We start from the raw sequence: 24,381 nt of genomic DNA, 5'->3' as shown, positions 1-24,381 counted from the left end.
AGCCCCTTGGGCAGCCGGTCGGCGAACTCGCTGACCAGCGCGTCCTCCGCAACCTGGGCGACCTGCTCGTCGGTGGCGTCGGGCCGCCCGTAACGCAGGTTGTCGGCCAGCGTGCCGGAGAACAGGAACGTGTCCTGCAGGACCATCGCCACCTGCTGGTGCAGCCAGTGCTCGGGCACATCGGGCACCGACAGCCCGTCCAGCAGCACCTGACCGGAGGTCGGCCGGTACAGCCCACCGATCAGCGACAGCACGGTCGACTTCCCGGCGCCGTTCTCACCCAGCAACGCGATCCGTTCCTCCGCGTAGATGGTCAGGTCCAGCCCGTTCAGCACCGGACCCCGCCCGTAGTCCAGACCCACATCACGCAGCTCGATCTTCCCGCTGACCCGGCCGGGCAGCCCCTGCAAGGCCCCCAGATGCTCGCGGGGCTGATCCAGGATCGCCGAGATCCGCTCGGCCGAGGCGGCCCCCTGGGTGAAGCTCGGCAGCAACTTCGCCAGGTCCTTCATCGGCTTGAGGATGTTCTGCAGGTAGCTGGTCACCACCACCAGCAGCCCGACCGACCACCAGTTCTGCAACACCCCGTACCCGCCCACGAACAGCAGCACCGCGGTGCCGATCGCAGCCACCGACTCCAGCGCCGGGGTGAACCGGGCACTGAGATCCACCCCGCGCAGACCGAGACCGAGAACAGTGCTGTTGGTCGTACCGAAACGCCGGTCCTCCAGGTCCTGGCTGCCGAATGCGTGCACCGTGCGGATGCCCTGCAGCGACTCGGTGACGAAACCCGTCAGCTCACCCACCGCCGCCCGCCGCTGGCGGGAGTTCACCCGCGTCAACCGCGCATACCGAACCGCGGTGAGAAACACCAGTGGCGCCGCGCAGAGCATGATCAAACCGAGTCGCCACTCCACCGAGATCAACACCGCCGCGGTGCCGACCAGCGCGAGGACGCCGGGCACCAACGTGGAGAACAGATCGGTCAGGCTGCTCTCGATGCGCTCGGTATCCGTGACCACCCGGCTGGTCAGCTCGCCGATGGCGTTACGGTCGTGATATCCCTGCGGCAGACGCTCCACGTACCCGAACACATCCGCGCGGATGTGCGAGCTCATCCGCTCCCCCGCGCCGTTCATGAGCCGGTCGCCGAGATAGTCGAACAGGCCGGACAGGACGGTGATCACCAGGACCGCGACCGCCGCCACCCCCAGCATGGCCACCGCCGACCCACCGAACCACTGGGCCACGTAGCGGAGGGGACCGCTCTTCTGCTGGCCACGGAGCAGGTCGTCGATCACCAGGGCAAGTGGCCACGGCGCCGCCAGATCGGCAACCAGCTCACACCCACGCATCAGCACGCCGAGCAGCAACGACCGCAGCTCGGCCTGCCCGTACTTGCGGAACCGCCACAACGCGCGCAGCGTCCCGATGTCCTTCGCCGGACGGGCGTCGACGACGCCGGACGCGGGTACCTCCGTGCTCATCCGCCCACCGCACGGTGCCGGCTGCAGCACCGTGCCTTCGCGTTGTCGTGGGGCATGGCGGTCACTCCTCTGCTCCGAATGGTCGCTGTCCGCGTCGTCACTGTTTCAGGGGCGCCGACCGGCCGGAGATATCCGTTCCCCGGATTCTGGGGCACACGAACTCGGAGCAGCAGCAGATCTGACACAGCTGATGGCGAGAACGGCACCCGGCAGCCGGCCCCGAAAGTGTGGAGGACATTATCATCCATCCCGCGGTGGCACCGGTCAAACAGCACTGGGTCGGCGGGAGAACCCATCCTTCATTGATCGATATCACGATCGGCAGCGGATCACTTTCGCTGCGTACAACCCGCTGCCCATTCCCGGGGTCGGCTCGACGTGCTGCAGAAAATGCGATCTTGCTGGTCATCGGCCTACCCCTCGTCCTCGGTCGTAACGCGCGTTTAGCAGAGCTTGATGACGGGAACAGCAGACTTCAAGAATCGTTCCCGCACTCGATGTGATACGCACCACAGAGGGGAGATTGATATTTCCCGATCGGTCTATCCGGACTTATGCGGCATTTATCGGCGCGCCGGAATCAGGCATAACGACGAACGGCACCTTCCTCCGGAGCTACCGGACGAAAGTGCCGTTCGTGGCGAGCGGGAACGTCAGACGCGGAAGCCCAGCGCCCGCAGCTGCTCGCGACCGTCCTCGGTGATCTTGTCCGGACCCCACGGCGGCATCCAGACCCAGTTGATCTTGATGTCGTCGACCAGGCCGGCGCTGCCGGTGAGGGCGGCCCGGGTCTGCTCCTCGATCACGTCCGTGAGCGGGCAGGCCGCCGACGTCAGCGTCATGTCGATGGTGGCGACCCCGCCCTCGGCCTGGATGCCGTACACCAGGCCCAGGTCGACGACGTTGATGCCCAGCTCGGGGTCGACCACGTCGCGCATGGCCTCCTCGAGGTCGTCGACCGAGGGCTCCTCGGCACGCTGGGCCGGAGGCTCGGGCATGCCGGCCGCGCCGCGCACCACCTCGTCGCCGGCACCGGCCGCGCCGGTGGTCTCCGTCGTCCCGGTGGTCTCGGTGGTCTCGCTCATGGCTGTGCCTCCTCGGGATCGCGCGTTGCCTGTGTCTGCGCGGCGTCCTGCGTCTGCGCGGTGCGGACGACGGCGTCCTTGAACGCCATCCATCCGAGCAACGCGCACTTGACCCGTGCGGGGTAGCGGGCCACGCCCGCGAACGCGACGCCGTCCCCGAGCACGTCCTCGTCCGGTTCCACCTGGCCGCGTCCCTGCGCCATCTCCTGGAACGCCGTGAGCACCCGCATGGAGTCCTCGATCGAGCGGCCGACGACGAGATCGGTGAGCACCGACGCCGACGCCTGGCTGATCGAGCAGCCCAGGGTCTCGTAGGACACGTCCGACACGGTGTCACCGTCGAGCTTGACGCGCAGCGTGATCTCGTCGCCGCAGGTGGGGTTGATCTGGAACGACTCGGCGTCGAACGGCTCGCGCAGTCCGGCACCGTGCGGTGTGCGGTAGTGGTCCAGGATGATCTCCTGGTACATCTGTTCCAGCTGCACGGCTAGCTCACTACTCCGAAGAACTCGCGCGCGGCCTGCACGCCCTCGACCAGGGCGGCGACCTCATCAGGTGTGTTGTACACATGGAACGACGCACGCACGGTGGCGGCAACGCCGAACCTGCGGTGCAGCGGCCAGGCGCAGTGGTGACCCACCCGCACGGCGACGCCGCGGTCGTCGAGGACCTGGCCCACGTCGTGGGCGTGTACCCCGTCGACCACGAACGCGACGGCGCCACCGCGGTCGGTGAGGTCCTGCGGCCCGATGATCCGGACGCCCGGCACGGCCGCCAGCCCGTCGACGGCCTGGCGGACCAGTGCGATCTCGTGGGCGTGGATCACGTCGATGCCGATGTCGTTGATGTATTCGACGGCCGCCCCGAGGCCCACGGCCTGCGACGTCATCGGCACGCCCGCCTCGAACCGCTGCGGCGGCGCGGAGTAGGTGGTGTGCTCCATGCGCACCAGCTCGATCATCGACCCGCCGGTGAGGAACGGCGGCATCGCGGCCAGCAGCTCGGCCCGCCCGTAGAGCACGCCGACGCCGGACGGCCCGAGCATCTTGTGCCCGGAGAACACCGCGAAGTCGACGTCGAGCTCGCCGAGGTCCACCGGCATGTGCGGCACGGACTGGCACGCGTCCAGCAGCACCAGCGCACCGACCGCGCGGGCCCGGCGCACCAGCTCCGCGACCGGCAGGATCGTGCCGAGCACGTTGGACTGGTGGGCGAACGCCACGACCTTGGTGCGCTCGGTGAGCTCGATCGAGTCGAGGTCCACCCGGCCCTCGTCGGTGATCGAGTACCAGCGCAGGGTGGCGCCGGTGCGCCGGCAGAGCTCCTGCCACGGCACCAGGTTGGCGTGGTGCTCCAGCTCCGTGATCACGATCTCGTCGCCGGGCCCGAGCGCGAAGCGCTCCGACTCCGGGCCCAGGCCCGTGCGGATGCTCGAGTTGCTCATGGCGTAGGCGACGAGGTTGATGCCCTCGGTGGCGTTCTTCGTGAACACCACCTCGCCCGGTCCGGCCCCGATGAACGCGGCGATGCGCGCCCGCGCCGACTCGTAGGCGTCGGTGGCCTCCTCGGCGAGCTGGTGGGCGCCGCGGTGGACCGCTGCGTTGTGCTGCTCGAGGAACGCGCGTTCGGCATCGAGGACCTGGCGGGGCCGCTGCGAGGTGGCCCCGGAGTCCAGGTACACCAGCGGCCGCCCCTCGCGGACCGTGCGGGTGAGGATCGGGAAGTCCGCCCGTACCTTCTGGACGTCCAACCCTTCGATCGTGGTCATCAGACCGCGGCCTCGGCCACCGCACTGTCGGCGGCCGAACCGGCGAATCGCACGTAACCGGTCTTCTCCAGCTCGTCGGCCAGCTCCGGACCGCCGGACTCGACGATGCGACCGCCCGCGAAGACGTGCACGACGTCGGGGGTGATGTGCTGCAGGATCCGCGTGTAGTGCGTGATCAGCAGGACGCCGGTGTCGCCGCCCGCCCGGAAGCGGTTGACGCCCTCGGACACGACGCGCAGCGCGTCGACGTCCAGGCCGGAGTCGGTCTCGTCGAGCACCGCGATCTTCGGCTTGAGCAGGGCGAGCTGCAGCACCTCGTGGCGCTTCTTCTCGCCACCCGAGAAGCCCTCGTTGACGTTGCGCTCGGCGAAGTCGGGGTCGATGTCGAGGTCGTTCATCGCGCCCTTGACCTCCTTGACCCAGGTGCGCAGCTTCGGCGCCTCGCCGCGGACGGCGGTGGCCGCCGCGCGCAGGAAGTTGGACGTCGAGACGCCCGGGACCTCCACCGGGTACTGCATGGCGAGGAACAGCCCGGCGCGGGCGCGCTCGTCGACGGTCATCGCGAGGACGTCCTCACCGTCGAGCGTGACCTCGCCCGAGGTGACCTCGTATTTCGGGTGCCCGGCGATGGCGTAGGCCAGCGTGGACTTGCCGGACCCGTTCGGGCCCATGATCGCGTGGGTCTCGCCGGCGCGGATCGTGAGGTCGACGCCCTTCAGGATCTCCTTGGCGCCGTCGTCGGTGGCGACCGAGACGTGCAGGTCCTTGATCTCCAAGGTGGACATGTGGTGTCAGTGCTCCGTGTGGTTGGTGTGGCGTCAGACGCCGATGACGGCGAGCTCGGCCTCGATCGCCGCTTCCAGGCGCTCGCGCAGCTCGGGAAGGGTGATCCGGCTCAGGATCTCGCCGAAGAAGCCGCGCACGACGAGTCGGCGGGCGACGTCCTCGGGGATGCCCCGGCTCTGCAGGTAGAACAGCTGCTCGTCGTCGAACCGGCCGGTGGCGCTCGCGTGGCCGGCACCGGCGATCTCGCCGGTCTCGATCTCCAGGTTCGGCACCGAGTCGGCGCGCGCGTGCTCGGTGAGCACGAGGTTGCGGTTGAGCTCGAACGTCCGCGTGTTCTCCGCGGCCGCGCGGATGAGCACGTCGCCGATCCACACGGTGTGGGCGGTGAGGCCCTTCGTGCTCTGCAGCGCGTTCTTGTAGACCACGTTCGACGTGCAGTGAGGCACCGCGTGGTCGACCAGCAGCCGCTGCTCGAGGTGCTGCCCGGCGTCGGCGAACCCGAGCCCGGCCAGTTCGGCGTCGCCGCCGGGACCGCGGTACTTCACGGTGGGGCTGATCCGCACCAGGTCGCCGCCCAGCGCCACCGAGGTGGCGCGCAGGACCGCGTCGCGCCCGATCGACATGTGCTGCGCGCCCACGTGCACGGCGTCGTCGGCCCACTCGCCGGTGACCACCAGGGTGAGCCGGGACCCGTCGCCCAGCACCACCTCGAGGTTGTCCGCGAGCACCCCCGAGCCGCGGTACTCCACGACGACGGTGGCCTCTGTGTGGGGCGTGGTGCGCAGCTGCAGGTGCCCGGCCGCGGTGGCGCCGGCCCCCGGACCCGTGACGGTGACGGTGACCGGGGCCGGGGTGCCGTCGAGCGTCACCAGGGTGGCCTCGCGGAACGTGGACCACGCCGCCGCGGCGACCCGGTCGGCGGGGACGCCGCCCTCGCCGATCCGCGCGTCGTCACGGCCGACGGTCTCGACGGTGACGCCCTCCGGCGCGGCGACGTCGATCGTCGCCGTGCCCTCGAACGTGGCCGAACCGTCGTGCAGGCCGTGCAGCCGGCGCAGGGGGGTGAAGCGCCAGTTCTCCTCACGGCCGCCGGGGACCTCGAAGGCCTCGACGTCGTAGGAGGTGAACCGCTCGCTCGCCGACGCGATCGGCGACTCGCCCTGCCCCTTCTTCGCACCGGCCAGCTCGGGAGCGAGGCCGGCGACCTCAGGAGCTGTGTTCGGCAGCGTCATCCGACGGAGCCCTCCATCTGCAGTTCGATGAGCCGGTTCAGCTCCAGCGCGTACTCCATGGGCAACTCGCGCGCGATGGGCTCGACGAACCCGCGCACGACCATCGCCATGGCCTCGTCCTCGGTCAGCCCGCGGCTCATCAGGTAGAAGAGCTGGTCGCCGCTGACCTTGGAGACCGTGGCCTCGTGGCCCATCGAGACCTCGTCGTTGCGGACGTCGACGTAGGGATAGGTGTCGGACCGGCTGATCGTGTCGACCAGCAGGGCGTCGCACTTCACCGTGGAGCGGCTGTGGTGCGCCCGCGGGTTGACCTGCACCAGGCCCCGGTAGGACGTGCGGCCACCGCCGCGCGCCACCGACTTCGAGATGATCGTGGAGGACGTGTGCGGCGCGAGGTGCACCATCTTCGCCCCGGCGTCCTGGTGCTGGCCCTCGCCTGCGAACGCGATGGACAGGACCTCGCCCTTGGCGTGCTCGCCCATCAGCCAGACGGCCGGGTACTTCATGGTGACCTTGGAGCCGAGGTTGCCGTCGACCCACTCCATGGTGGCGCCCTCTTCGGCCTTGGCCCGCTTCGTCACCAGGTTGTAGACGTTGTTCGACCAGTTCTGGATCGTCGTGTAGCGGCAGCGGCCGCCCTTCTTCACGATGATCTCGACCACGGCCGAGTGCAGCGAGTCGGACTTGTAGATCGGCGCGGTGCAGCCCTCGACGTAGTGCACGTAGGCACCCTCGTCGACGATGATCAGCGTGCGCTCGAACTGGCCCATGTTCTCGGTGTTGATGCGGAAGTAGGCCTGCAGCGGGATGTCCACCTTGACGCCCTTGGGGACGTAGATGAACGAGCCGCCCGACCACACCGCCGAGTTCAGCGCGGAGAACTTGTTGTCGCCGCTCGGGATGACCGAGCCGAAGTACTCCTGGAACAGCTCCGGGTGCTCACGCAGGCCGGTGTCGGTGTCCAGGAAGATGACGCCCTGCTGCTCCAGGTCCTCGCGGATCTGGTGGTAGACGACCTCCGACTCGTACTGCGCCGCGACACCGGCCACCAGGCGGGCCTTCTCGGCCTCCGGGATCCCCAGCTTGTCGTAGGTGTTCTTGATGTCGGCCGGCAGCTCGTCCCAGGACGTGGCCTGCTTCTCCGTGGAGCGCACGAAGTACTTGATGTTGTCGAAGTCGATGCCCGAGAGGTCGGCGCCCCAGCGCGGCATCGGCTTGCGCTCGAACAGGTCGAGCGCCTTGAGCCTGAAGTCGAGCATCCATTGCGGCTCGTTCTTCAGTGCGGAGATGTCGGCGACGACGTCGGCGGACAGGCCGCGACGTGCAGTGGCGCCGGCGGCGTCCGGATCGGCCCAGCCGAAGTCGTAGCGGCCGAGCGTCGCGAGCGTCTCCTCCTGGGTGAGTGCCTCAGGAGCGGTCGTCATTCGGACTGCCTCCCTCTCAGGGACGTGCCTGTCGAGATCGTGGTGGTTGTCGTGTAACCCCGCCGGTCTTCGGGAGCTTCCAGCGGAACGTGGGTGGTGCACGCGGAGTCGCCCCGCGCGATGGTGGCCAAGCGCTGCACGTGGGTGCCGAGCAGCTCGGCGAAAGCCTGGGTCTCAGCCTCGCACAGCACCGGGAACTCGGCGGCCACGTGGGCCACCGGGCAGTGGTGCTGGCACAGCTGAACGCCCGAGCCCGCCTCCCGGGCCTGTGCGGCGTAACCACGGGTGGTGAGTACGTCCGCGAGTGCGCCGGTTCGCGCATCACGGCCGTGGGCGGCTGCGACCTGCTCCGCCCCCGCGCCGCCGAGCAGGTTCTCGACCCGGCTGCGCGCGAACCCGCGCACCGCCGCCTCTCCCCCGTGCTCGGCGAGATAACGCAGCGCGGCCACGGCGAGATCGTCGTAGCCGTGCCCGAACCGGGCGCGCCCGGCGTCGGTGAGCAGGTAGTGCCTGGCCGGGCGGCCCCGGCCCCGCGGCCCCCGGCGGGACGCCTCGCGCACCTCCGCCTCACCGGCGGCGATGAGCGCGTCGAGATGACGCCGGACGGCCGGAGCGGACAGCGAGAGCTCGGCGGCCACCGCCGTGGCGGTGATCGGCCCCTGCTCCATCAGCAGGCGCGCCACACCGGCCCTGGTGCGGCCGTCAACGCTCGACTGCCCCTCGTGGGCGTCGACCGTCGGCTGTGGACCGCTTTTCACAACACCAGTGTTGCGTATTTGCCGCTACGGGGCAAAGGGCACCGGCTGCGGGTGACCACGCTCACGCCGCAACTCGCTCGCTACGCTGCAGGCATGGTCGCAGGGGAGCTGGACGGCGCACGCGCTCCGGTTCCGGTCGAGGCACCCCCGCGCGACCCCAGCCGGGCCGCTCGCCGGCTGGGACTGACCGGAACCCTGCTGATGGGGGTCGGTGCACTCGGGTCCGGTGCGCTGCCCGTGCCCAACCCCCTGTTCGGCCTGCGGCTGCTCGGCCTGCCCAGCCGCAACGCCACGATCGCCATCGCCATCACCTACGCCGGCATCGGCATGCTGGTGCTCGCCTGGCTGTGGATCGGGAAGATGCTGCGCTGGAACGGCGCCGTCCCCCCGGCCCCGGACCGCGCGCAGCTGGCCCGCACGGCCGTGCTGTGGGCGATCCCGCTGGCCGTGGCACCGCCGCTGTTCTCCCGCGACGTCTACAGCTACCTCGCGCAGAGCGCGATCCTCGCGCGCGGTCTCGACCCGTACGTCCTCGGCCCGGCCCAGGCCCTCGGCGTCGACGACCCGCTGACGCGCAGCATCCCCACCATCTGGCGGGACACCCCGGCGCCCTACGGGCCGCTCTTCCTCTGGCTCGGCCGCGGCATCACGGCGCTCACCGGCAACGACGTCGTACTCGGCCTGTTCGCCCACCGGGTGCTGGCGCTGCTGGGCGTCGGCCTGATCGTCTGGGCGCTGCCCCGGCTGGCCCGCCGCTGCGGGCTCGACGCCGGGCTCGCGCTGTGGCTCGGCGCGGCCAACCCGCTGGTGCTGTTCCACCTGGTCAGCGGCATCCACAACGAGTCGCTGATGATCGGGCTGATGCTGGCCGGGATGGAGATCGGCCTCCGGGCGGGGCCACGGGTGCTCGATACGAGGTTCCTGTTCGGGGCCCTGCTCATCGTCGGGGCGTCCGCGGTGAAGGTGCCGGCGCTGCTGGCGCTCGGCTTCCTGGGCACCGAGTGGGCCAGGCGGCACGGCGGCAGGGTGCGCGACGTCGCGGTGTCCGCCGGAGCGCTCGCCGCCGTCACGGTCGTGGGCTACGCCGCACTCGCGCTCGTCACCGGGCTCGGGCTCGGGTGGGTCACCACGCTCGACACCCCGAGCCTCATCCGCAGCTGGATGTCGGTGTCCACCGACCTCGGCCTGATCGGCGGCCAGATCGGCATCCTGGGCGGCCTCGGTGACCACACCGACAGCGTGCTGGTGCTCACCCGCGGCCTGGGCGGTCTCGCCGCGGGGATCGTGGTGCTGATGCTGCTGCTGGCCAGCCTCCGCGGCCGCCTCGACCCCGTCACGGGGATGGGCGCCGGGCTGGGTGCGGTCGTGCTGCTCGGCCCGATCGTGCATCCCTGGTACCTGCTCTGGGCGGCGATTCCGCTCGCCGCGTCCCAGGGCCTGCCCCACTACCGGCGCGCCGCGCTGGCCGCGTCCGCCGTGCTCGCCCTGCTCGTGCCGCCCACGGGTGCCGACTTCAGCTTCCGCGCCTACCAGCTGCCGATGGCTATCCTGGCCGGGATCGTCATGCTCGTGCTGGTTCTCCTCGTGCAGCGGCGCCAGCTCGCCGGGAAGCAGGGCGCAGACGTCGACGCGTGGTCGGGCCGGGTGCCAGCTCGGGAGCCGGACCCCTCACCTCACTAGACTGGACCGCCGTGAACACTCCGCCGCCCGCCGTCGCGGTCCGGGGGCTGGTGAAGCGGTACGGACGCACCGTCGCTGTCGACGGGCTCGACCTCGACCTGGCTGCCGGATCGGTGCTGGCCCTGCTCGGTCCCAACGGTGCAGGCAAGACCACCACCGTCGAGATCTGCGAGGGCTTCCTGCGCGGCGACGCCGGTGAGGTACGGGTACTCGGCCTCGACCCCGCCGACGCGCCCGACGCGCTGCGCGCCCGGATCGGCGTGATGCCCCAAGGCGGGGGCGCCTATCCCACCGTCCGCGCCGCCGAGATGCTGCGGCTGGTCGCCGCCTGTTCCGCAGACCCGCTCGACGTCGGATGGCTCACCGACGTGCTCGGCCTCGACGGCTGCGCCCGCACCCCGTACAAGCGGCTGTCGGGCGGGCAGCAGCAGCGGCTCGCGCTGGCCTGCGCCGTGGTCGGCCGTCCGGAGCTCGTGTTCCTCGACGAACCCACCGCCGGGATGGACCCCCAGGCCCGCCGGGTCGTGTGGGACCTGATCCAGGCGCTGCGCCGGGACGGGGTGGCCGTCCTGCTCACCACCCACCTCATGGAGGAGGCCGAGGCCCTCGCCGACGAGGTGGTGATCGTCGACCGCGGACGGGTGGTCGCGCAGGGCTCCCCCACCGCGCTCACCTCGACGACCGAGCAGCAGGAGCTGCGCTTCCGCGCCCGGTCCGGCATGGACGTCGACGGCCTGATCGCGGCGCTGCCCGTCGGATACGGGGCGGCCGAGCCGATCGCCGGCCGCTACGTCGTGCGCGGCCGGATCGACCCTGCGGTGCTGTCCACCATCACCACGTGGTGCGCCGGGCAGGGGGCGCTGGCCGACGACGTCCAGGTGGCCAGGCGCAGCCTCGAGGACGTCTTCCTGGAGCTGACCGGACGGGAGCTGCGCTCGTGAACCGCTTCCCACCGGGCACCTTCACCCCCCGGCCCGGCCCCGGGGCGCCGCTGCGGATGCTCGCCGTGCAGTCGGGCACCGAGATGCGCCTGGCCCTGCGCAACGGCGAGCAGGTGCTGCTCACGCTGCTGATCCCGATCGTGCTGCTGGTCGGGCTGAGCACCCTCGACGTGGTGCCGCTGCCGGCACCGCGGATCGCCTCGGTCGTGCCGGGCGTGCTCGCGCTGGCGGTGATGTCCACGGCCTTCACCGGGCAGGCCATCGCGCTGGGCTTCGACCGGCGCTACGGCGTGGTCCGGCGGCTCGCCGCCACCGCGTTGCCGCGCTGGCTGCTGGTCGCCGGGCGGCTCGTGGCGGTGCTGGGCACGGTGGCGCTGCAGGTGGTGGTGCTCGGCGTGCTCGCCGTGGCACTGGGCTGGCGCCCGGTCGCCTCCGGGCTCGGCTGGGCGCTGCTGCTGTTGCTGCTCGGCTGCGCCGCGTTCGGCTCGCTGGGGATCCTCCTCGGCGGATCGCTGCGGGCCGAGATCACCCTCGCCGTGGCCAACGTGGTCTGGTTCGTCCTGCTGCTGGCCGGCGGCATCATCGTCCCGTTGGGGATGCTTCCCGGGCCGCTCGCCGCCGTCGGCGCCGCGCTGCCGTCCGGGGCGCTGGCCGAGGGCCTGCGCGCCGCACTGGCCGGCGGGCACCCGCCGAGCGCCGCGCAGGTCGTCGTGCTGCTGGCCTGGACCGCCGTGGCGTCCGCGCTGGCGGTGCGCACCGTCAAGCTGCGCTGACCCGGGAGCGCTCAGCGCCACTCCAGCCAGGCAGCGCCCGGGTGCGCCCGCCCCAGCACCGTGCCACTGCGCCGCCCCCCACGTATCCGGACCCGCCCGACCACCCCGAAGACGCCACCGGCACGGGCATCGCGCACCCAGTCCGCGGGCACGTCGAGGCCCTGCACGCCGGCCCGCGCGTCCGGGCCGAGGGGAACGAGCGGATCGACCGAGACCCACTCCAGGTCGCGACGGCGTCCGAGCCCGGCCAGGAGACGGTCGAACCGCCGCAGGTCGGCCGGCGGCAGGAAGACGTGCACGTAGGTGTCGACGAGGCAGACCAGTGCCTCGGGCGCGATCGAGTCGACCACGTCCTCGAGCACGTCGAGGAGGTTCCCGCGCACCGCGCGTGCCGGATCGGCGCGGGCGATCGCCGCCGCGGCCGCGAACCGGGTGACGGCGCCCGCCTCGGGCGGGACGCACGCGGCCAGCCAGGCGAACGTGTGCGGATCGGCGACGTCGAGCGGCTCGACGTCCACCCCCACCCGGTCGGCCACCACCGGAAGTGCGGACGGCACGGGCAGCCGGTCGCCGCCCGACCGCACCTCGCACGTCAGCCGGACCGGCGAGGACGGTTCTCCCACCGTCCGGTCGGGCGAGCCAGCGGTCCGGTAGGTGTAGTGGTAGCGGTCCAGGTGCAGCCCGAGGCCGGCGCCGGTGCCCAGATCCACCACCGCCAGCGGGCGGTCGTCCTCCTCGGCGATCATGGCGAGCACGGGGAGCACGTCGGCGCAGCGGCCCACCTCGTTCATCTGGTACCGATGGGTGGCACACAGCTCCGCGAGCCCGTCCCGCTCCGCCCGCGCGAACTCGACGAGCTCGGCGCGGAAGCCCGGATCCGGCGGAGGCCGGCTGCCACCCGGCTCGGGGTAGTGGCGGACCATCGGCGGGCGCCGCTCCCGCACCAGGAAGCTCACCGCCGCTGCGAGCAGCAGCGGCGGCAGGCGGTCGAGCGGGATCTCGGCGGCGAGATCGAGGAGCACGTCCTCCTCCGCGATCGCCACGAGGGTCTCCGCCGTGAGCGACCAGCCGGCCGGGGCGCCCACCGGCGACCAGGCCGCCGCGATGGCGAGAGCCTGGCCGGCCACGACGGAGCGGGCGTCCTGCTGACCGGGCGTCATGAGGAGAACAGGTCGGGGTACAGCAGCTTCGCGATCTGCAGGAACGTCTCCAGGCCGACCCCCTCGAAGTTCGACGACCGGTTGGCCACCACGACGATCGTGGCGCCGGTCCGGGGCAGCTGGAACATCGCGGTGTTGAAGCCGTAGATCGCGCCGTTGTGCCCGACGAAGTCGTTGATCTCGAACAGACCGGCGCCGTACCCGGTGCGCAGCGTGGGCGAGAGGTTCGCGTTCACGAACGTCGTCTGCTCGGCATGGCCTGCCGGGCTGAGCAGCCTCCCGGCGGCCAGCGCGCCCGCCCAGGCCCGCAGCCCCTCCACCGTGGAGATCATCGCTCCGGCCGGGCCCGCCACGTCCGGGTCGAGCGCCGTGACGTCCCGCTGCGGTGCGCCGGGCGGGACGACGAGATATCCACGGGCCGACGGCGGCGGGATCTCCGGCGAGGTCGGGTAGCTCGTGCCCGGCAGGTTGAGCACGCCGACGATCTCGCGCTCGATGAAGGGGCCGGCCGGCTCGCCCGCCGCCCGCTCGATGATCTGCCCGAGCAGGATGTAGTTGGAGTCGCTGTACTGCCAGCTCCCGGGCTGTCCCGGCGGGAACGCCGGGGTGCTGCGCCGCAGGATGGTCAGCACGCGCTCCACCGGGAACGGGGCCAGGGGGTCGGCGTCGAACGCCGCGCTGAACTCCGGGTCCTCCGTGAAGTCGTAGACCCCCGAGGTCATGTTCAGCAGTTGCCGGACGGTGATGTCCCGACCGTTCGGGACCCCGGGCACGAACGACTCCAGCCGGTCGTCCAGCGTGAGCCGCCCCCGGTCGACCAGCATCAACGTCGCGGTGGCTGTGAAGGTCTTGGTGATGCTCGCGATGCGCACCCGGTCGTCGACGGCGAACGCGGCCCCGCTCGCGACGTCCGCCACGCCGTAGGCCCGGACGAGCTGCCCCTGCCCGGGCAGCCACACGCCGACGGCCATCCCCGGGACGGCGCCGGTGCGCATCTGGTCGTGCACGATCTGCTCGATCCCCGCCACCGTGGCGGGCGGGAGCGGGCCGCCGGCGTCGGCGGGCGCTTCCGCGCCGGCGGGCGGAGCGGGCGCCGTCGACGTGCCGCAGGCGGCCATCGGCGTCACCGCGAGGACCACCGCGGCGGCGACCACTCCGAGCGACCTCCACGAGTACGTCACGAGCGCCCTCCCGGCTGCGGCGACCGGGCGCCGACCGGTGAGGACTCGGCGGCGAGCGAGCCCCCGTTATCCCCGGTCGCCGGGTTCACCCGCCTCCGACCAGCGACTACGGCTCGTGACCTGACGAGTGCCGGGGGCGCGCGGGGCCCGGGCTACTCGAACTCGAACCGCTGCCGCTGCGGTGCCGGGCGGACCGCGGCGGCCGCCGCGCCGGAGACGAGGGTGCCGATGACCAGCCCGATGACCAGGTGGATCGCGGCGGTGGCGAGGGCGACGCTCATCGGCCCCGGCGACAGGAACGGCACCACCACGGGCATGGCGATGAGGAGCCCGACCAACGAGGCGAAGCGGTCCATCGGTCGGGGTGCGCCGATGAGGAGCAGGTGGGCGAGACCGGTGACAGCGAGAGCGGCCACGGCCGCCAGACCGCAGAGCACGACGGTGTCGGAGTCGCCGAACGGACCGGCCGTGCTGGGGGCGTGGAGCGCGATACCGAGGACCGCGCGCACGATGAGCACTCCCAGCAGCCCGATCAACGCGGCGACCGCGGCGGTGGCCAGACCGCCCACCCAGAGCCGGGAGACGTCGACCCTGACGCTGCTCTGCGGCGGCCGACCGCGGGAGCCGAAGGGATCGGTCTCGTCGTGGTACCCGGCCATCGAGCGCTCCGATCCCGGTCAGCGGCGGTGGGACGTGCCAGGATCGTGGCACGGACCGGTGGGAAAACCGCAGGACATGACACGTTCGGGGCGACCGGTGCCCCGGTCGTCGGACGAAGGGAGGTGCCCCCGTGACCGGCCTCGACCTCGAACTGGTACCCCAGTTCACCCGGAGCCACGCGCTCATCGGGTGGATGGTGGGCACGTTCCTGCTCACCTTCCTCGCCACGCGGGCGATCACCCACGCCATCCGCCGCGGCCGCGGGCCGTTCCGCAACGCGAGCATGGGCGGCGTGCACGTGCACCATCAGGTGTACGGGATCTTCCTGCTGCTCGGCGCGGGCACCGCCGAGTTCGCCTACCGCCCCGATGCGCCCTGGGTGGACGTGCTGGCGGTGCTGTTCGGCGCCGGAGCGGCACTGACGCTCGACGAGTTCGCCCTCTGGCTGCGGCTCGACGACGTCTACTGGACGCAGGAGGGCCGCAGCTCGGTGGACGCCGTCCTGATCGCCTTCGTGGTCGGCATCCTGCTCCTGGTGGGCGCCTCCCCGTTCGACGCCGACACCGGCGAGGACGCGCTCGGCCTGACGATCACCGTCGCGGTCAACCTCGCCTTCGCGCTCGTCGCGGTCCTCAAGGGCCGCACGGTGCTCGGGGTGATCGGGGTGTTCGTCCCGCTGCTGGCCATGGTGGCGGCGCTGCGGCTGGCGCGGCCGTCCTCGCCGTGGGCCACCCGCCGGTACGACGAGCGGCGGCTGGCCCGCGCCCGGATCCGGTTCCCTCCGGGCAAGCGCAACCGCTGGGACCGGGTCGTCGACCTGTTCGCGGCGGCGCCCCCGCCGGTCAGCGAGCTGCGCCGGTCGCCGTAGGGGCCGAGGGTCCCGGGCCCGCGCCGTGGGCGAAGGAGGCCGCCTCGGGCCCGCGTTGCGGCGCGGGCTGCGACCGGAGCCGGTCCAGCACCCGGCTCAGGTCGTCCATCAGCAGATCGGCGAGGTCGTGCGACATCCCGTTCCGCACGACGATCCGCAGTACCGCCAGGTCGGTGAGATCAGGAGGGAAGGTGTAGGCGGGGACGAGCCAGCCCTCCTCGCGCAGACCCGCCGAGACGTCGAAGACCGAGTAGTTCGTGACGTCGTCGGCGAGGGTGAAGGCGAGGACCGGGAGCTCGCTGCCGTCGGTGATCAGCCGGAACGGGCCCAGCGCCCCGACGCGCGACGCCAGCGACATGGCCACGTCGCGGCAGGTCTGCTGCACCCGGCGGAAGCCCTCGAAGCCCAGCCTCAGGAACATGTAGTACTGCGCGATCACCTGGCCGCCGGGACGGGAGAAGTTCAGCGCGAAGCTCGGCATGTCGCCCCCGAGATAGTTCACCCGGAAGACGAGGTCGTCGGGCAGGGCGTCCGCGTCGCGCCACACGATCCAGCCCACACCCGGGCTGACCAGCCCGAACTTGTGCCCCGACGTGTTGATCGACGCCACCCGGGGCAACCGGAAGTCCCACCCCAGCTCCGGGTCGCAGAACGGTGCGATCATCGCGCCGGACGCCCCGTCGACGTGCACGGGGATGTCGAGGCCGGTGCGTTCCTGCAGCTCGTCGAGGGCGGCACAGATCTCGGCCACCGGCTCGTAGCTGCCGTCGAACGTCGAGCCGAGGATCGCGACCACGCCGATCGTGTTCTCGTCGCACCGCGCCACCGCCTCCTCGGCGGTGAGGTGGTGGCGCCCGGGGGCCATCGGCACCAGCCGGGGCTCGACGTCGAAGTAGTTGGCGAACTTGTCCCAGCACACCTGCACGTTGATGCCCATGACGATGTTGGGCCGGTCCGCAGGCCTTCCCGCGGCGAGCCGGGCGTTGCGCCACCGCCGTTTCATGGCGAGCCCGCCGAGCATGCACGCCTCGCTCGACCCGGTGGTCGAGCAGCCGGGCGCGTCCAGCGGGTCCGCGGCGTGCCACAGCCCGGCGAGCATCCGTACGCAGCGCAGCTCGAGGTCGGCGGTGCGCGGGTACTCGTCCTTGTCGACGACGTTCTTCTCGAAGGACTCGGTCATCAGGGTGCGCGCGTGCGGCTCGGCCCACGTGGTGACGAAGGTGGCCAGGTTGAGCCGCGCGTTGCCGTCGAGCATCAGCTCGTCGTGCACGATCTGGTAGGCGATCGCGGGGTCGATCCCCTGCTCGGCGAGCGCGTGGCGCGGCACCACCAGCGGCTCGGCGGCGAACACGGGGTTGACCGGCAGGGGGCGGGACTCCCCGCTGGTCTCGGACGGCGGATGTGCGATCGGCATCAGCCCAGCGTAGGAGCCCAGAGTGACGGGATGGCACTCACGAGGCAGGTCGACGCTTTTGTGTCATGGTGGGGTCATGGGGGTTCGGTGATACTGCCGGGGCAGGTGAGGTCGGCAGCAGCGGACGGCGCGCCTTGAGGAGCGGCCATGACGGCATCACGGGCGACGCGTGTCGTGGTGGTGCTCGGAGGCGTTCTCACCGTGTGCGCCGCGGCGTGCACCCCCGCGCCGGCCGCCCCGGCCGCTGCACCGACCGGCGAGCCGAGCCCGGCGGCGGTGCTCAGCCCCCTCGCCGTCTTCCCGCTCGCCGAGGTGGCCCCGGTGCTCGGCGCCGACAACCGCATGCACCTGGCCTACGAGCTCGCGATGGCCAACCAGAGCAGCCAGGACGTGCTGCTGCGCAGCGTCACGACGCTCGACGCCACCCGCGCCGACGCCGTCGTCACCACACTCGACGGCGATGCACTGGCCCGGATGTTCCGACCGTCCGGAGACTCGGCCGGAGCCACCCTGCGGCCCGGTGAGTACGGGACCCTGTTCCTCGACGCCACGACGGCGCCGGACGCACCGCTGCCCGGCCTGCTCCGCCACCGGTTCGCGCTCGGCCTCCAGCCGGCACAGGCCCCGGAGGACATCGGTCCGCGCGACACCGACCCGCCCCCGCCTCCGCCCCAGAACATCGAGTTCACCGGCGTGCCCGTCCCGGTGACGGCGCAGCCGGCCGTGACGCTGTCTCCCCCCCTGCGCGGGCCCCGCTGGGTGGCGGGCAGCGGCTGCTGCGACACGATCACCGCGCACCGCGGCGCGACACTGGCCATCGACGGCACGGTGCACGTTCCCGAGCGGTTCGCGATCGACTTCGTGCAGCTCGACGACACCGACCGGCTCTACTCCGGCCCGCCGACGGACAACGCGTCGTTCCGGTACTTCGGCACCGCCGTCCTCTCCGTCGCCGACGGCACCGTGGTGACGGTGGTGGACGGGATGCCGGAGCAGACGCCCGGCAGGCTGCCCGCCGGGATCACGATCACCACGGCGGGCGGCAACCACGTCGTGGTGGACATCGGCGGTGGTCGCTACGCCTTCTACGCGCACCTGCAGCCCGGGTCACCCCGGGTGCGGGCCGGTGACCGCGTGCGGGCGGGAGACGTGATCGGGCTGCTCGGCAACACCGGCAACACCGATGCCCCGCACCTGCACTTCCACGTCATGGACGGACCGTCGCCGCTGCAGTCGAACGGGCTCCCGTTCGTCTTCACAGCGTTCACCGGCCAGGGCGTCGTCACCGACGAGGCGACCCTCGCCGACACGACGAAGCCCGACGCGGCGATCGCGCCCATCGACCGTGGCCTGCTCAGCGGTCCGCACCGGGCCCAGCTGCCGCTCAACCTGCAGATCGTCGACTTCGGCTGATCCGCCTCGGCCCGCGTCAGCGCGCGCGGGGGTCGTCCTGGGGCTGCTGCTCCTCGCCGACCTCGTGGGCCATGCGTTCGGACGCACCCGCCCGCTGGCCGACGTGCGCCTCCTCGCGAAAACGCTCGACCAGGTGCGGGTAGTGCAGCTCGAACGCCGGCCGCTCCGAGCGGATGCGCGGCAGCTCCGTGAAGTTGTGCCGCGGCGGCGGGCAGCTCGTGGCCCACTCCAGCGAGTTCCCGAAGCCCCACGGGTCGTCGACGGTGACCACCCGCCCGTAGCGGTAGCTGCGGAACACGTTCCAGATGAACGGCAACGTGGAGGCCCCCAGCACGAACGCCCCGATCGAGGACACCATGTTCAGCGCGGTGAAACCGTCGGTCGGCAGGTAGTCGACATAGCGGCGCGGCATGCCCTCGGCACCCAGCCAGTGCTGCACCAGGAACGTCAGGTGGAACCCGATGAACGTGAGCCAGAAATGGACCTTGCCCCACGTCTCGTCCAACATCCGGCCGGTCATCTTCGGGAACCAGAAGTAGATCCCCGCGTACGTGGCGAACACGATCGTGCCGAACAGCACATAGTGGAAGTGCGCCACCACGAAGTACGTGTCCGAGACGTGGAAGTCGAGCGGCGGCGAGGCCAGCAGAACCCCGGTGAGACCACCGAGCAGGAACGTGACCAGGAATCCGATGCTGAACAGCATCGGCGTCTCGAATGTGATCTTCCCCTTCCACATGGTGCCGACCCAGGCGACGAACTTGATCCCGGTCGGCACGGCGATGAGGAAGGTCGTCAGGGAGAAGAACGCGAGCAGGACCGCGCCGGTGGCGTACATGTGATGGGCCCATACGGCCGCCGACAGGGCGCCGATCGCGATCGTCGCGAACACCAGGAATCGGTAGCCGAACTGTGGTTTGCGGCTGAACACCGGGATCACCTCGGTGACGATGCCGAAGAACGGCAGAGCCACGATGTAGACCTCGGGATGGCCGAAGAACCAGAACAGGTGCTGCCACAGGATCGCCCCGCCGTTGGCCGGGTCGAAGACGTGCGTGCCGAGGTGCCGGTCGGCGAGCATGCCGAACAGGCCGGCCGTGAGCAACGGGAAGGCGATCAGGATGAGGATCACCGTGACCAGGATGTTCCACGTGAAGATCGGCATCCGGAACACCGTCATCCCGGGTGCGCGCATGCAGACGATCGTGGTGACGAAGTTGACGCCACCGAGGATCGTGCCCAGCCCGGAGAGGATCAGGCCGATCGCCCAGAGGCTGCCCCCGGCCCCCGGCGAGAACGTTTCGCTGTGCAGCGGCGCGTAGGCGAACCAGCCGAAGTCGGCCGCCCCACCCGGGGTCAGGAACCCTGACAGTACGGTCAGGCCACCGAACAGGAACAACCAGTAGGAAAACGCGTTGAGCCGCGGGAAAGCGACGTCGGGCGAGCCGATCTGCAGCGGCACGATGTAGTTCGCGAAGCCGAACAGGATCGGCGTCGCGTACAGCAGCAGCATGATCGTGCCGTGCATCGTGAACAGCTGGTTGTACTGCTCGTTGGACAGGAACTGCTGCCCGGGCACCGCCAGCTCTCCGCGCATCAGCAGTGCCATGGCCCCGCCGGCCAGGAAGAACCCGAACGACGTCACCAGGTACAGGATGGCGATGTCCTTGGGATCCGTGGTGTGCAGCATCTTGATCAGCGAGGATCCCTTGGCCGGCCGGCGCGCCGGATAAGGGCGTGTCGCCACCGGCTTCGGCGAGACAGCGGTCATAGGAGTGCCTCCTGGGCCGTGGACCTGCTGCGAGTCGACGTCCGCGTGGGTGGACCGTAAGAGTAAAGCGACGGTGTTGTCCACACCCGTTCGAAGCACTCCCGCCCTTTGTTGCGACTTCTCGCGGTGCACCGGGCGCTCGGGAAGGTAGTTTCGCGCTCAGGCCCCTTGTCGCCGGACCGGACGGTCCGCGGCTGGAGGCCGGCGTCCGACGCGGTGCGTGCCGGGCGGTGACGGCCTGCTGCCACGCGGTCGCGACACCTGCCGGAGGGACGCCGCTGTGCCCGTGGCGGCAACGACGCCGGCGCACCCGCTCGGGACGGGGCGCGCAGAACAGCGCACGCGGGACGAGGGCACAGCACCCGGATACGAGCAGGTGCACCCTGCAGCAGAGGAGTCGAGCATGAGGATCGCAATGGTCGGCCTGGGCCGGATGGGCGCGAACATGGTGCGCCGCCTGATCCGCGACGGCCACGAGTGCGTCGTCCACGACATCTCCCAGGACGCGGTACGCCGCATGGAGGGCGAGGGCGCCCAGGGGGCCGGCTCCCTGCAGGACCTCGTCGCCGCACTCGAGCCGCCGCGCAGCGTGTGGCTCATGCTCCCCGCCGCCATCACCGGGGACACGGTGACCGAGCTGCTCGGGCTGCTCGAAGGCGGCGACGCGATCATCGACGGTGGCAACTCCTCCTACCGCGACGACATCGACCGTGCGGAGGTCGCCGCCGTCCACGACGTCGACTACGTCGACTGCGGCACCAGCGGCGGCGTCTGGGGGCTGGAGCGGGGGTACTCGCTGATGATCGGCGGCCCCGACCGCGCGGTGCAGCGGCTCGACCCGGTGTTCGCCTCCCTCGCCCCCGGCCTCGGCGCCGCCGAACGCACGCCCGGCCGCACCGGCCCGGTGTCGCGCGCCGAACAGGGCTACCTGCACTGCGGGCCCTCCGGAGCCGGGCACTTCGTGAAGATGGTCCACAACGGCATCGAGTACGCGATCATGGCGGCCTACGCGGAGGGCCTGAACGTGATCCGCGGCGCAGGCGTCGGTAAGCACCAGTCCGACGCCGACGCCGAGACCGCCCCCCTGCGCGAGCCCCGCTACTACCCCTACGACTCCGTCGACCTCGCGGACGTCGCCGAGGTCTGGCGCCGCGGCAGCGTCATCGGCTCGTGGCTACTCGACCTCACCGCGGAGGCGCTGGTCGCCGATCCGCAGCTTGAGCAGTTCACCGGCCGGGTCTCCGACTCCGGTGAGGGCCGCTGGACCTCGATCGCCGCCATCGAGGAAGGGGTCCCCGCGCCGCTGCTCACGGCCGCGCTCTACAGCCGGTTCGCCTCGCGCGGCAGCGAGCTGTTCGCCAACAAGGTGGAGTCGGCGCAGCGCAAGGAGTTCGGCGGGCACGACGAGAAGCCGGCGGCATCATGACCGCGCCCGGCCCCGCGGCCGATGCGCTGGTGCTCTACGGCGTCACCGGCGACCTCGCCCGGAAGATGATCCTGCCCGCGCTGTACCGGCTCACCGGGCGGGGGGAGCTCACCGTCCCGGTGGTCGGTGTCGCCCGCAGCGACTGGGACCCCGCTGCCCTGCACAAGCACATCGAGGACAGCGTGCGGGCCGCGGAGTCCGACGTCGACGACGGCGTGCTCGACAAGCTGCAGCGCAGCGTCTTCATGGTGTCCGGCGACTACAACGACCGTGCGACGTTCCAGCGCCTCGCGGACACACTCCGGGAGAAGGCCGGCGCGGACGCTCTCACAGTGCACTACATGGCGGTGCCACCCGCGCTGTTCGGCACCGTGGCCGACGGTCTGGCCGACGTCGGGCTCACCGACCGGGCCCGGCTCGTGGTGGAGAAGCCGTTCGGCCACGACCTCGCCTCGGCCCAGGCCCTCAACGCCCAGCTGCGCAAGCACGTGCCCGACGACCGCCTGTTCCGCGTCGACCACTACCTCGGCAAGGAGCCGGTGGAGGACCTGCTGGTGTTCCGCTTCGCCAACACGCTGATCGAACCGCTGTGGAACCGCTCCTGGGTGGACCGCATCGAGATCACGATGGCCGAGAACTTCGACGTCGCCGACCGCGGCTCGTTCTACGACGCCGTCGGCACCATCCGCGACGTCGTGCAGAACCACCTGCTGCAGGTGCTGGCCTACCTGACGATGGAGGCGCCGCAGACCGACTCCGCCGACGACCAGCGCGACGCGAAGTACGGGCTCCTGCATGCCGTACGCACGGTCGACCCGGCCGAGGTGGTGCGCGGGCAGTACACCGGCTACCGCGACGTCCGCGGCGTCGCCCCCGACTCCACGACCGAGACGTTCGTGGCCCTCACCCTGCACATCGACAACTGGCGCTGGTCCGGGGTGCCGGTCCACATCCGGGCCGGGAAGGCCCTGCCCGAGACCGTGCTGGACCTCGTCGTCGTGCTCAAGCCGCCGCCCTGCTCGCTGTTCCCGACCGCGGGCGACGGGCCGGCGCCGCCCAACCGGATCCGGCTGCGCCTGCAGCCGGACGCCGGGATCACCTTCTTCGTGCTCGCGAAGCAGCCCGGTGGTGGTGACGTCGCCACCGAGCTGCCGGTCTCGGTCGACTTCCGGGCGGCGCTCGGCCCGGTCTACGAGGCCTACGAGCGGATCTTCGCCGACGCCCTCGCCGGGGATCCGACGCACTTCTCGCGCATGGACAACCTGGAGGAGGCATGGCGGATCGTGGGGCCCATCCTCGACCAGACCACGCCACCCCTGCCCTACGCGCCGGGCACGTGGGGGCCTGCGTGAGCTCCGGCGCCTGCCCGGGCAGGGCTGATCACAGGCGCAGCGTCGATGCGGCCGCGACCCGTCCGGCCCACTGAGCAGGGCGGAGGAGCGGCCGTAGCCGGCAGGTCGGGCTCGCGGCTGTCGTCGTTCCTGGGCAGGCGCGATCCCGGCCACCTCGTCATCCACCGTGCGGTGCGCGTCACCGCGGCGGCCAGCCTGGGGTTCTTCCTGTGCCGCTACGGGCTCGGGGACCCCAACACGGCCGTCTACGCCCTGTTCGGCACGGTCGCGCTGGGCGCGCTGTCCGAGGTGACCGGGACGCCCGGGCAGCGCACGCGGACCTACCTGGCGGCCCTGGTCGTCGGCCTCGTCCTGGTCTCGCTGGGCACGCTGCTCGCCGTGAGCACCTGGGCCGCGGCCGCCGGGATGCTGGTGATCGGGTTCGCGGTGGCCTACGCGGGTGTCGGTGGCCCCCGGGTGGCGGGGGTGGCCACCGGTCTGCAGCTGTTCTACGTGCTGCCGTGCTTCCCGCCGTACATGCCCGACATGCTCGACGAGCGCCTCACCGGCCTGGCGGTAGGGGTGCTGCTGCTCACCGTCGCCGACCGCCTGGTGTGGCCCCCGCCTGCGCCACCGCAGCTGATCCCGCGTGTCGCCGCCGCGGCCGGCGCCGCGGCCGCGTACGCCGCGGCCCTGCGGGCCTCCCTCGACACCGGCTGCCCCGGCAGTGCCACCGGCCTCGCGGCCCTCCGGGACGTGGCCAACCGGACCGCGGGCGACCTGCGGCTCAGCACGCTGCCGCCGGCCGCGCGCCCGACCGGAGCCGGCAGGCACGACCGGAGCGTGGCCCGGGCGGCACTCGCCGTACGGGTGGTCGTGGGGCAGCTCGACGTCGTGGCCGACCGGCTCGCCGGGCAGAACTCCGAGCGCACCGCCACCGGCCCGGCGCCGGAACCGGCACCGGACGCCGCGCCCGATACGGCAGGACTCCTCGCGATCGACCGGGACGCGCTGGAGGCGGTGCGCGCCGCTCTGCTCGGGACCGGTGCGCCGCCCGCCGCGGACGTCGTGGACCGCCCGCTCACCACCTACGTCCGCCGGGAGATCCTCGGGCTGGCCGGCGCAACCGACCCCGCGCCCTGGGCGTGCACCGAGCTCGCGGTGGCGTCGGTCACCGAAGCGGTCCGCGCGCTGGTGCTGGCCACCCGGGCCACCGTCGGCGC

At 71.6% G+C, this 24,381-nt stretch carries 21 protein-coding genes; 8 read left to right on the top strand and 13 right to left on the bottom strand.

Annotated features, from left to right (window positions below; genetic code table 11):
• The 8 genes from HF577_RS27835 to HF577_RS27800 form a co-directional block, all read right to left on the bottom strand.
• Positions 1-1,487, bottom strand: a 1,487-nt coding sequence (locus HF577_RS27835) for an ABC transporter ATP-binding protein (RefSeq protein ID WP_169398936.1), incomplete at its 3' end; no start/stop codon positions are given.
• A gap of 653 nt (positions 1,488-2,140) precedes the next feature.
• A complete protein-coding gene (locus tag HF577_RS27830) occupies positions 2,141-2,572 on the bottom strand; it encodes a metal-sulfur cluster assembly factor (protein WP_169398935.1) in 432 nt (143 codons plus the stop codon).
• Complete coding sequence (gene sufU, locus HF577_RS27825; protein ID WP_169398934.1) at positions 2,569-3,057, bottom strand: Fe-S cluster assembly sulfur transfer protein SufU; 489 nt, start codon at positions 3,055-3,057, stop codon at positions 2,569-2,571. Before sufU ends, HF577_RS27830 begins: the two co-directional genes overlap by 4 nt.
• Before the next feature lie 2 nt (positions 3,058-3,059).
• Positions 3,060-4,340 (bottom strand): cysteine desulfurase, encoded by a 1,281-nt coding sequence (locus HF577_RS27820; protein ID WP_169398933.1) that lies wholly within the window; start codon positions 4,338-4,340, stop codon positions 3,060-3,062.
• On the bottom strand, positions 4,340-5,125 hold the full coding sequence (gene sufC, locus HF577_RS27815) for a Fe-S cluster assembly ATPase SufC (protein WP_169398932.1): 786 nt from the start codon (positions 5,123-5,125) through the stop codon (positions 4,340-4,342). Before sufC ends, HF577_RS27820 begins: the two co-directional genes overlap by 1 nt.
• Positions 5,126-5,158: 33 nt before the next feature.
• Positions 5,159-6,358 carry a Fe-S cluster assembly protein SufD gene (gene sufD, locus HF577_RS27810; protein WP_169398931.1) on the bottom strand — a complete coding sequence of 400 codons (1,200 nt, stop codon included), beginning with the start codon at positions 6,356-6,358 and terminating at the stop codon, positions 5,159-5,161.
• A complete protein-coding gene (gene sufB, locus HF577_RS27805; protein ID WP_169398930.1) occupies positions 6,355-7,782 on the bottom strand; it encodes a Fe-S cluster assembly protein SufB in 1,428 nt (475 codons plus the stop codon). Before sufB ends, sufD begins: the two co-directional genes overlap by 4 nt.
• Positions 7,779-8,558 carry a helix-turn-helix transcriptional regulator gene (locus tag HF577_RS27800; protein ID WP_407692240.1) on the bottom strand — a complete coding sequence of 260 codons (780 nt, stop codon included), beginning with the start codon at positions 8,556-8,558 and terminating at the stop codon, positions 7,779-7,781. The genes sufB and HF577_RS27800 overlap by 4 nt, the downstream gene beginning before the upstream one ends.
• Positions 8,559-8,633: 75 nt before the next feature.
• On the opposite strand from HF577_RS27800, the gene mptB reads away from it, so the two are divergent.
• The 3 genes from mptB to HF577_RS38765 are packed head-to-tail and all read left to right on the top strand — an operon-like array spanning position 8,634 to position 11,934.
• On the top strand, positions 8,634-10,220 hold the full coding sequence (mptB, locus tag HF577_RS27795; protein ID WP_169398929.1) for a polyprenol phosphomannose-dependent alpha 1,6 mannosyltransferase MptB: 1,587 nt from the start codon (positions 8,634-8,636) through the stop codon (positions 10,218-10,220).
• A gap of 11 nt (positions 10,221-10,231) precedes the next feature.
• Entirely contained in the window at positions 10,232-11,161 is a 930-nt protein-coding gene (locus HF577_RS38770; RefSeq protein ID WP_169398928.1) for an ABC transporter ATP-binding protein, read from the top strand.
• Positions 11,162-11,217: 56 nt separating this feature from the next.
• Complete coding sequence (locus HF577_RS38765; protein ID WP_169398938.1) at positions 11,218-11,934, top strand: ABC transporter permease; 717 nt, start codon at positions 11,218-11,220, stop codon at positions 11,932-11,934.
• Positions 11,935-11,945: 11 nt separating this feature from the next.
• On the opposite strand, the gene HF577_RS27780 is transcribed toward HF577_RS38765, so the two are convergent.
• From HF577_RS27780 to HF577_RS27770, 3 genes are all read right to left on the bottom strand, one after another.
• On the bottom strand, positions 11,946-13,094 hold the full coding sequence (locus HF577_RS27780; protein ID WP_169398927.1) for a DUF2332 domain-containing protein: 1,149 nt from the start codon (positions 13,092-13,094) through the stop codon (positions 11,946-11,948).
• Positions 13,091-14,275, bottom strand: a complete 1,185-nt coding sequence (locus tag HF577_RS27775; RefSeq protein WP_169398926.1) for a serine hydrolase domain-containing protein — start codon at positions 14,273-14,275, stop codon at positions 13,091-13,093. The genes HF577_RS27780 and HF577_RS27775 overlap by 4 nt, the downstream gene beginning before the upstream one ends.
• A 152-nt stretch (positions 14,276-14,427) precedes the next feature.
• Positions 14,428-14,934, bottom strand: coding sequence for a DUF6069 family protein (locus tag HF577_RS27770; protein ID WP_169398925.1), 507 nt, complete (start codon positions 14,932-14,934; stop codon positions 14,428-14,430).
• 131 nt (positions 14,935-15,065) lie between these two features.
• Here HF577_RS27770 and HF577_RS27765 point away from each other — a divergent pair, with 131 nt between their 5' ends.
• Complete coding sequence (locus HF577_RS27765; protein ID WP_312859417.1) at positions 15,066-15,803, top strand: hypothetical protein; 738 nt, start codon at positions 15,066-15,068, stop codon at positions 15,801-15,803.
• On the opposite strand, the gene HF577_RS27760 is transcribed toward HF577_RS27765, so the two are convergent.
• Positions 15,778-17,217 carry a glutamate decarboxylase gene (locus HF577_RS27760; protein ID WP_169398924.1) on the bottom strand — a complete coding sequence of 480 codons (1,440 nt, stop codon included), beginning with the start codon at positions 17,215-17,217 and terminating at the stop codon, positions 15,778-15,780. The genes HF577_RS27765 and HF577_RS27760 overlap by 26 nt on opposite strands.
• 147 nt (positions 17,218-17,364) lie before the next feature.
• On the opposite strand from HF577_RS27760, the gene HF577_RS27755 reads away from it, so the two are divergent.
• Complete coding sequence (locus tag HF577_RS27755; protein WP_169398923.1) at positions 17,365-18,630, top strand: M23 family metallopeptidase; 1,266 nt, start codon at positions 17,365-17,367, stop codon at positions 18,628-18,630.
• A 16-nt stretch (positions 18,631-18,646) separates the two neighbouring features.
• On the opposite strand, the gene ctaD is transcribed toward HF577_RS27755, so the two are convergent.
• Positions 18,647-20,401, bottom strand: a complete 1,755-nt coding sequence (gene ctaD, locus HF577_RS27750) for an aa3-type cytochrome oxidase subunit I (protein ID WP_169398922.1) — start codon at positions 20,399-20,401, stop codon at positions 18,647-18,649.
• A gap of 403 nt (positions 20,402-20,804) precedes the next feature.
• On the opposite strand from ctaD, the gene gnd reads away from it, so the two are divergent.
• The 3 genes from gnd to HF577_RS27735 form a co-directional block, all read left to right on the top strand.
• Positions 20,805-21,827, top strand: coding sequence for a phosphogluconate dehydrogenase (NAD(+)-dependent, decarboxylating) (gene gnd, locus HF577_RS27745; RefSeq protein WP_169398921.1), 1,023 nt, complete (start codon positions 20,805-20,807; stop codon positions 21,825-21,827).
• Entirely contained in the window at positions 21,824-23,179 is a 1,356-nt protein-coding gene (zwf, locus tag HF577_RS27740; RefSeq protein WP_169398920.1) for a glucose-6-phosphate dehydrogenase, read from the top strand. The genes gnd and zwf overlap by 4 nt, the downstream gene beginning before the upstream one ends.
• Positions 23,180-23,224: 45 nt before the next feature.
• On the top strand, positions 23,225-24,381 hold a 1,157-nt coding region (locus HF577_RS27735), incomplete at its 3' end, for a hypothetical protein (RefSeq protein WP_211174929.1).

The sequence above is a fragment of the Pseudonocardia xinjiangensis genome, from assembly GCF_012911925.1.
Lineage (GTDB): Bacteria > Actinomycetota > Actinomycetes > Mycobacteriales > Pseudonocardiaceae > Pseudonocardia > Pseudonocardia xinjiangensis.
This window is presented reverse-complemented; position numbering and strand designations above follow the sequence as displayed.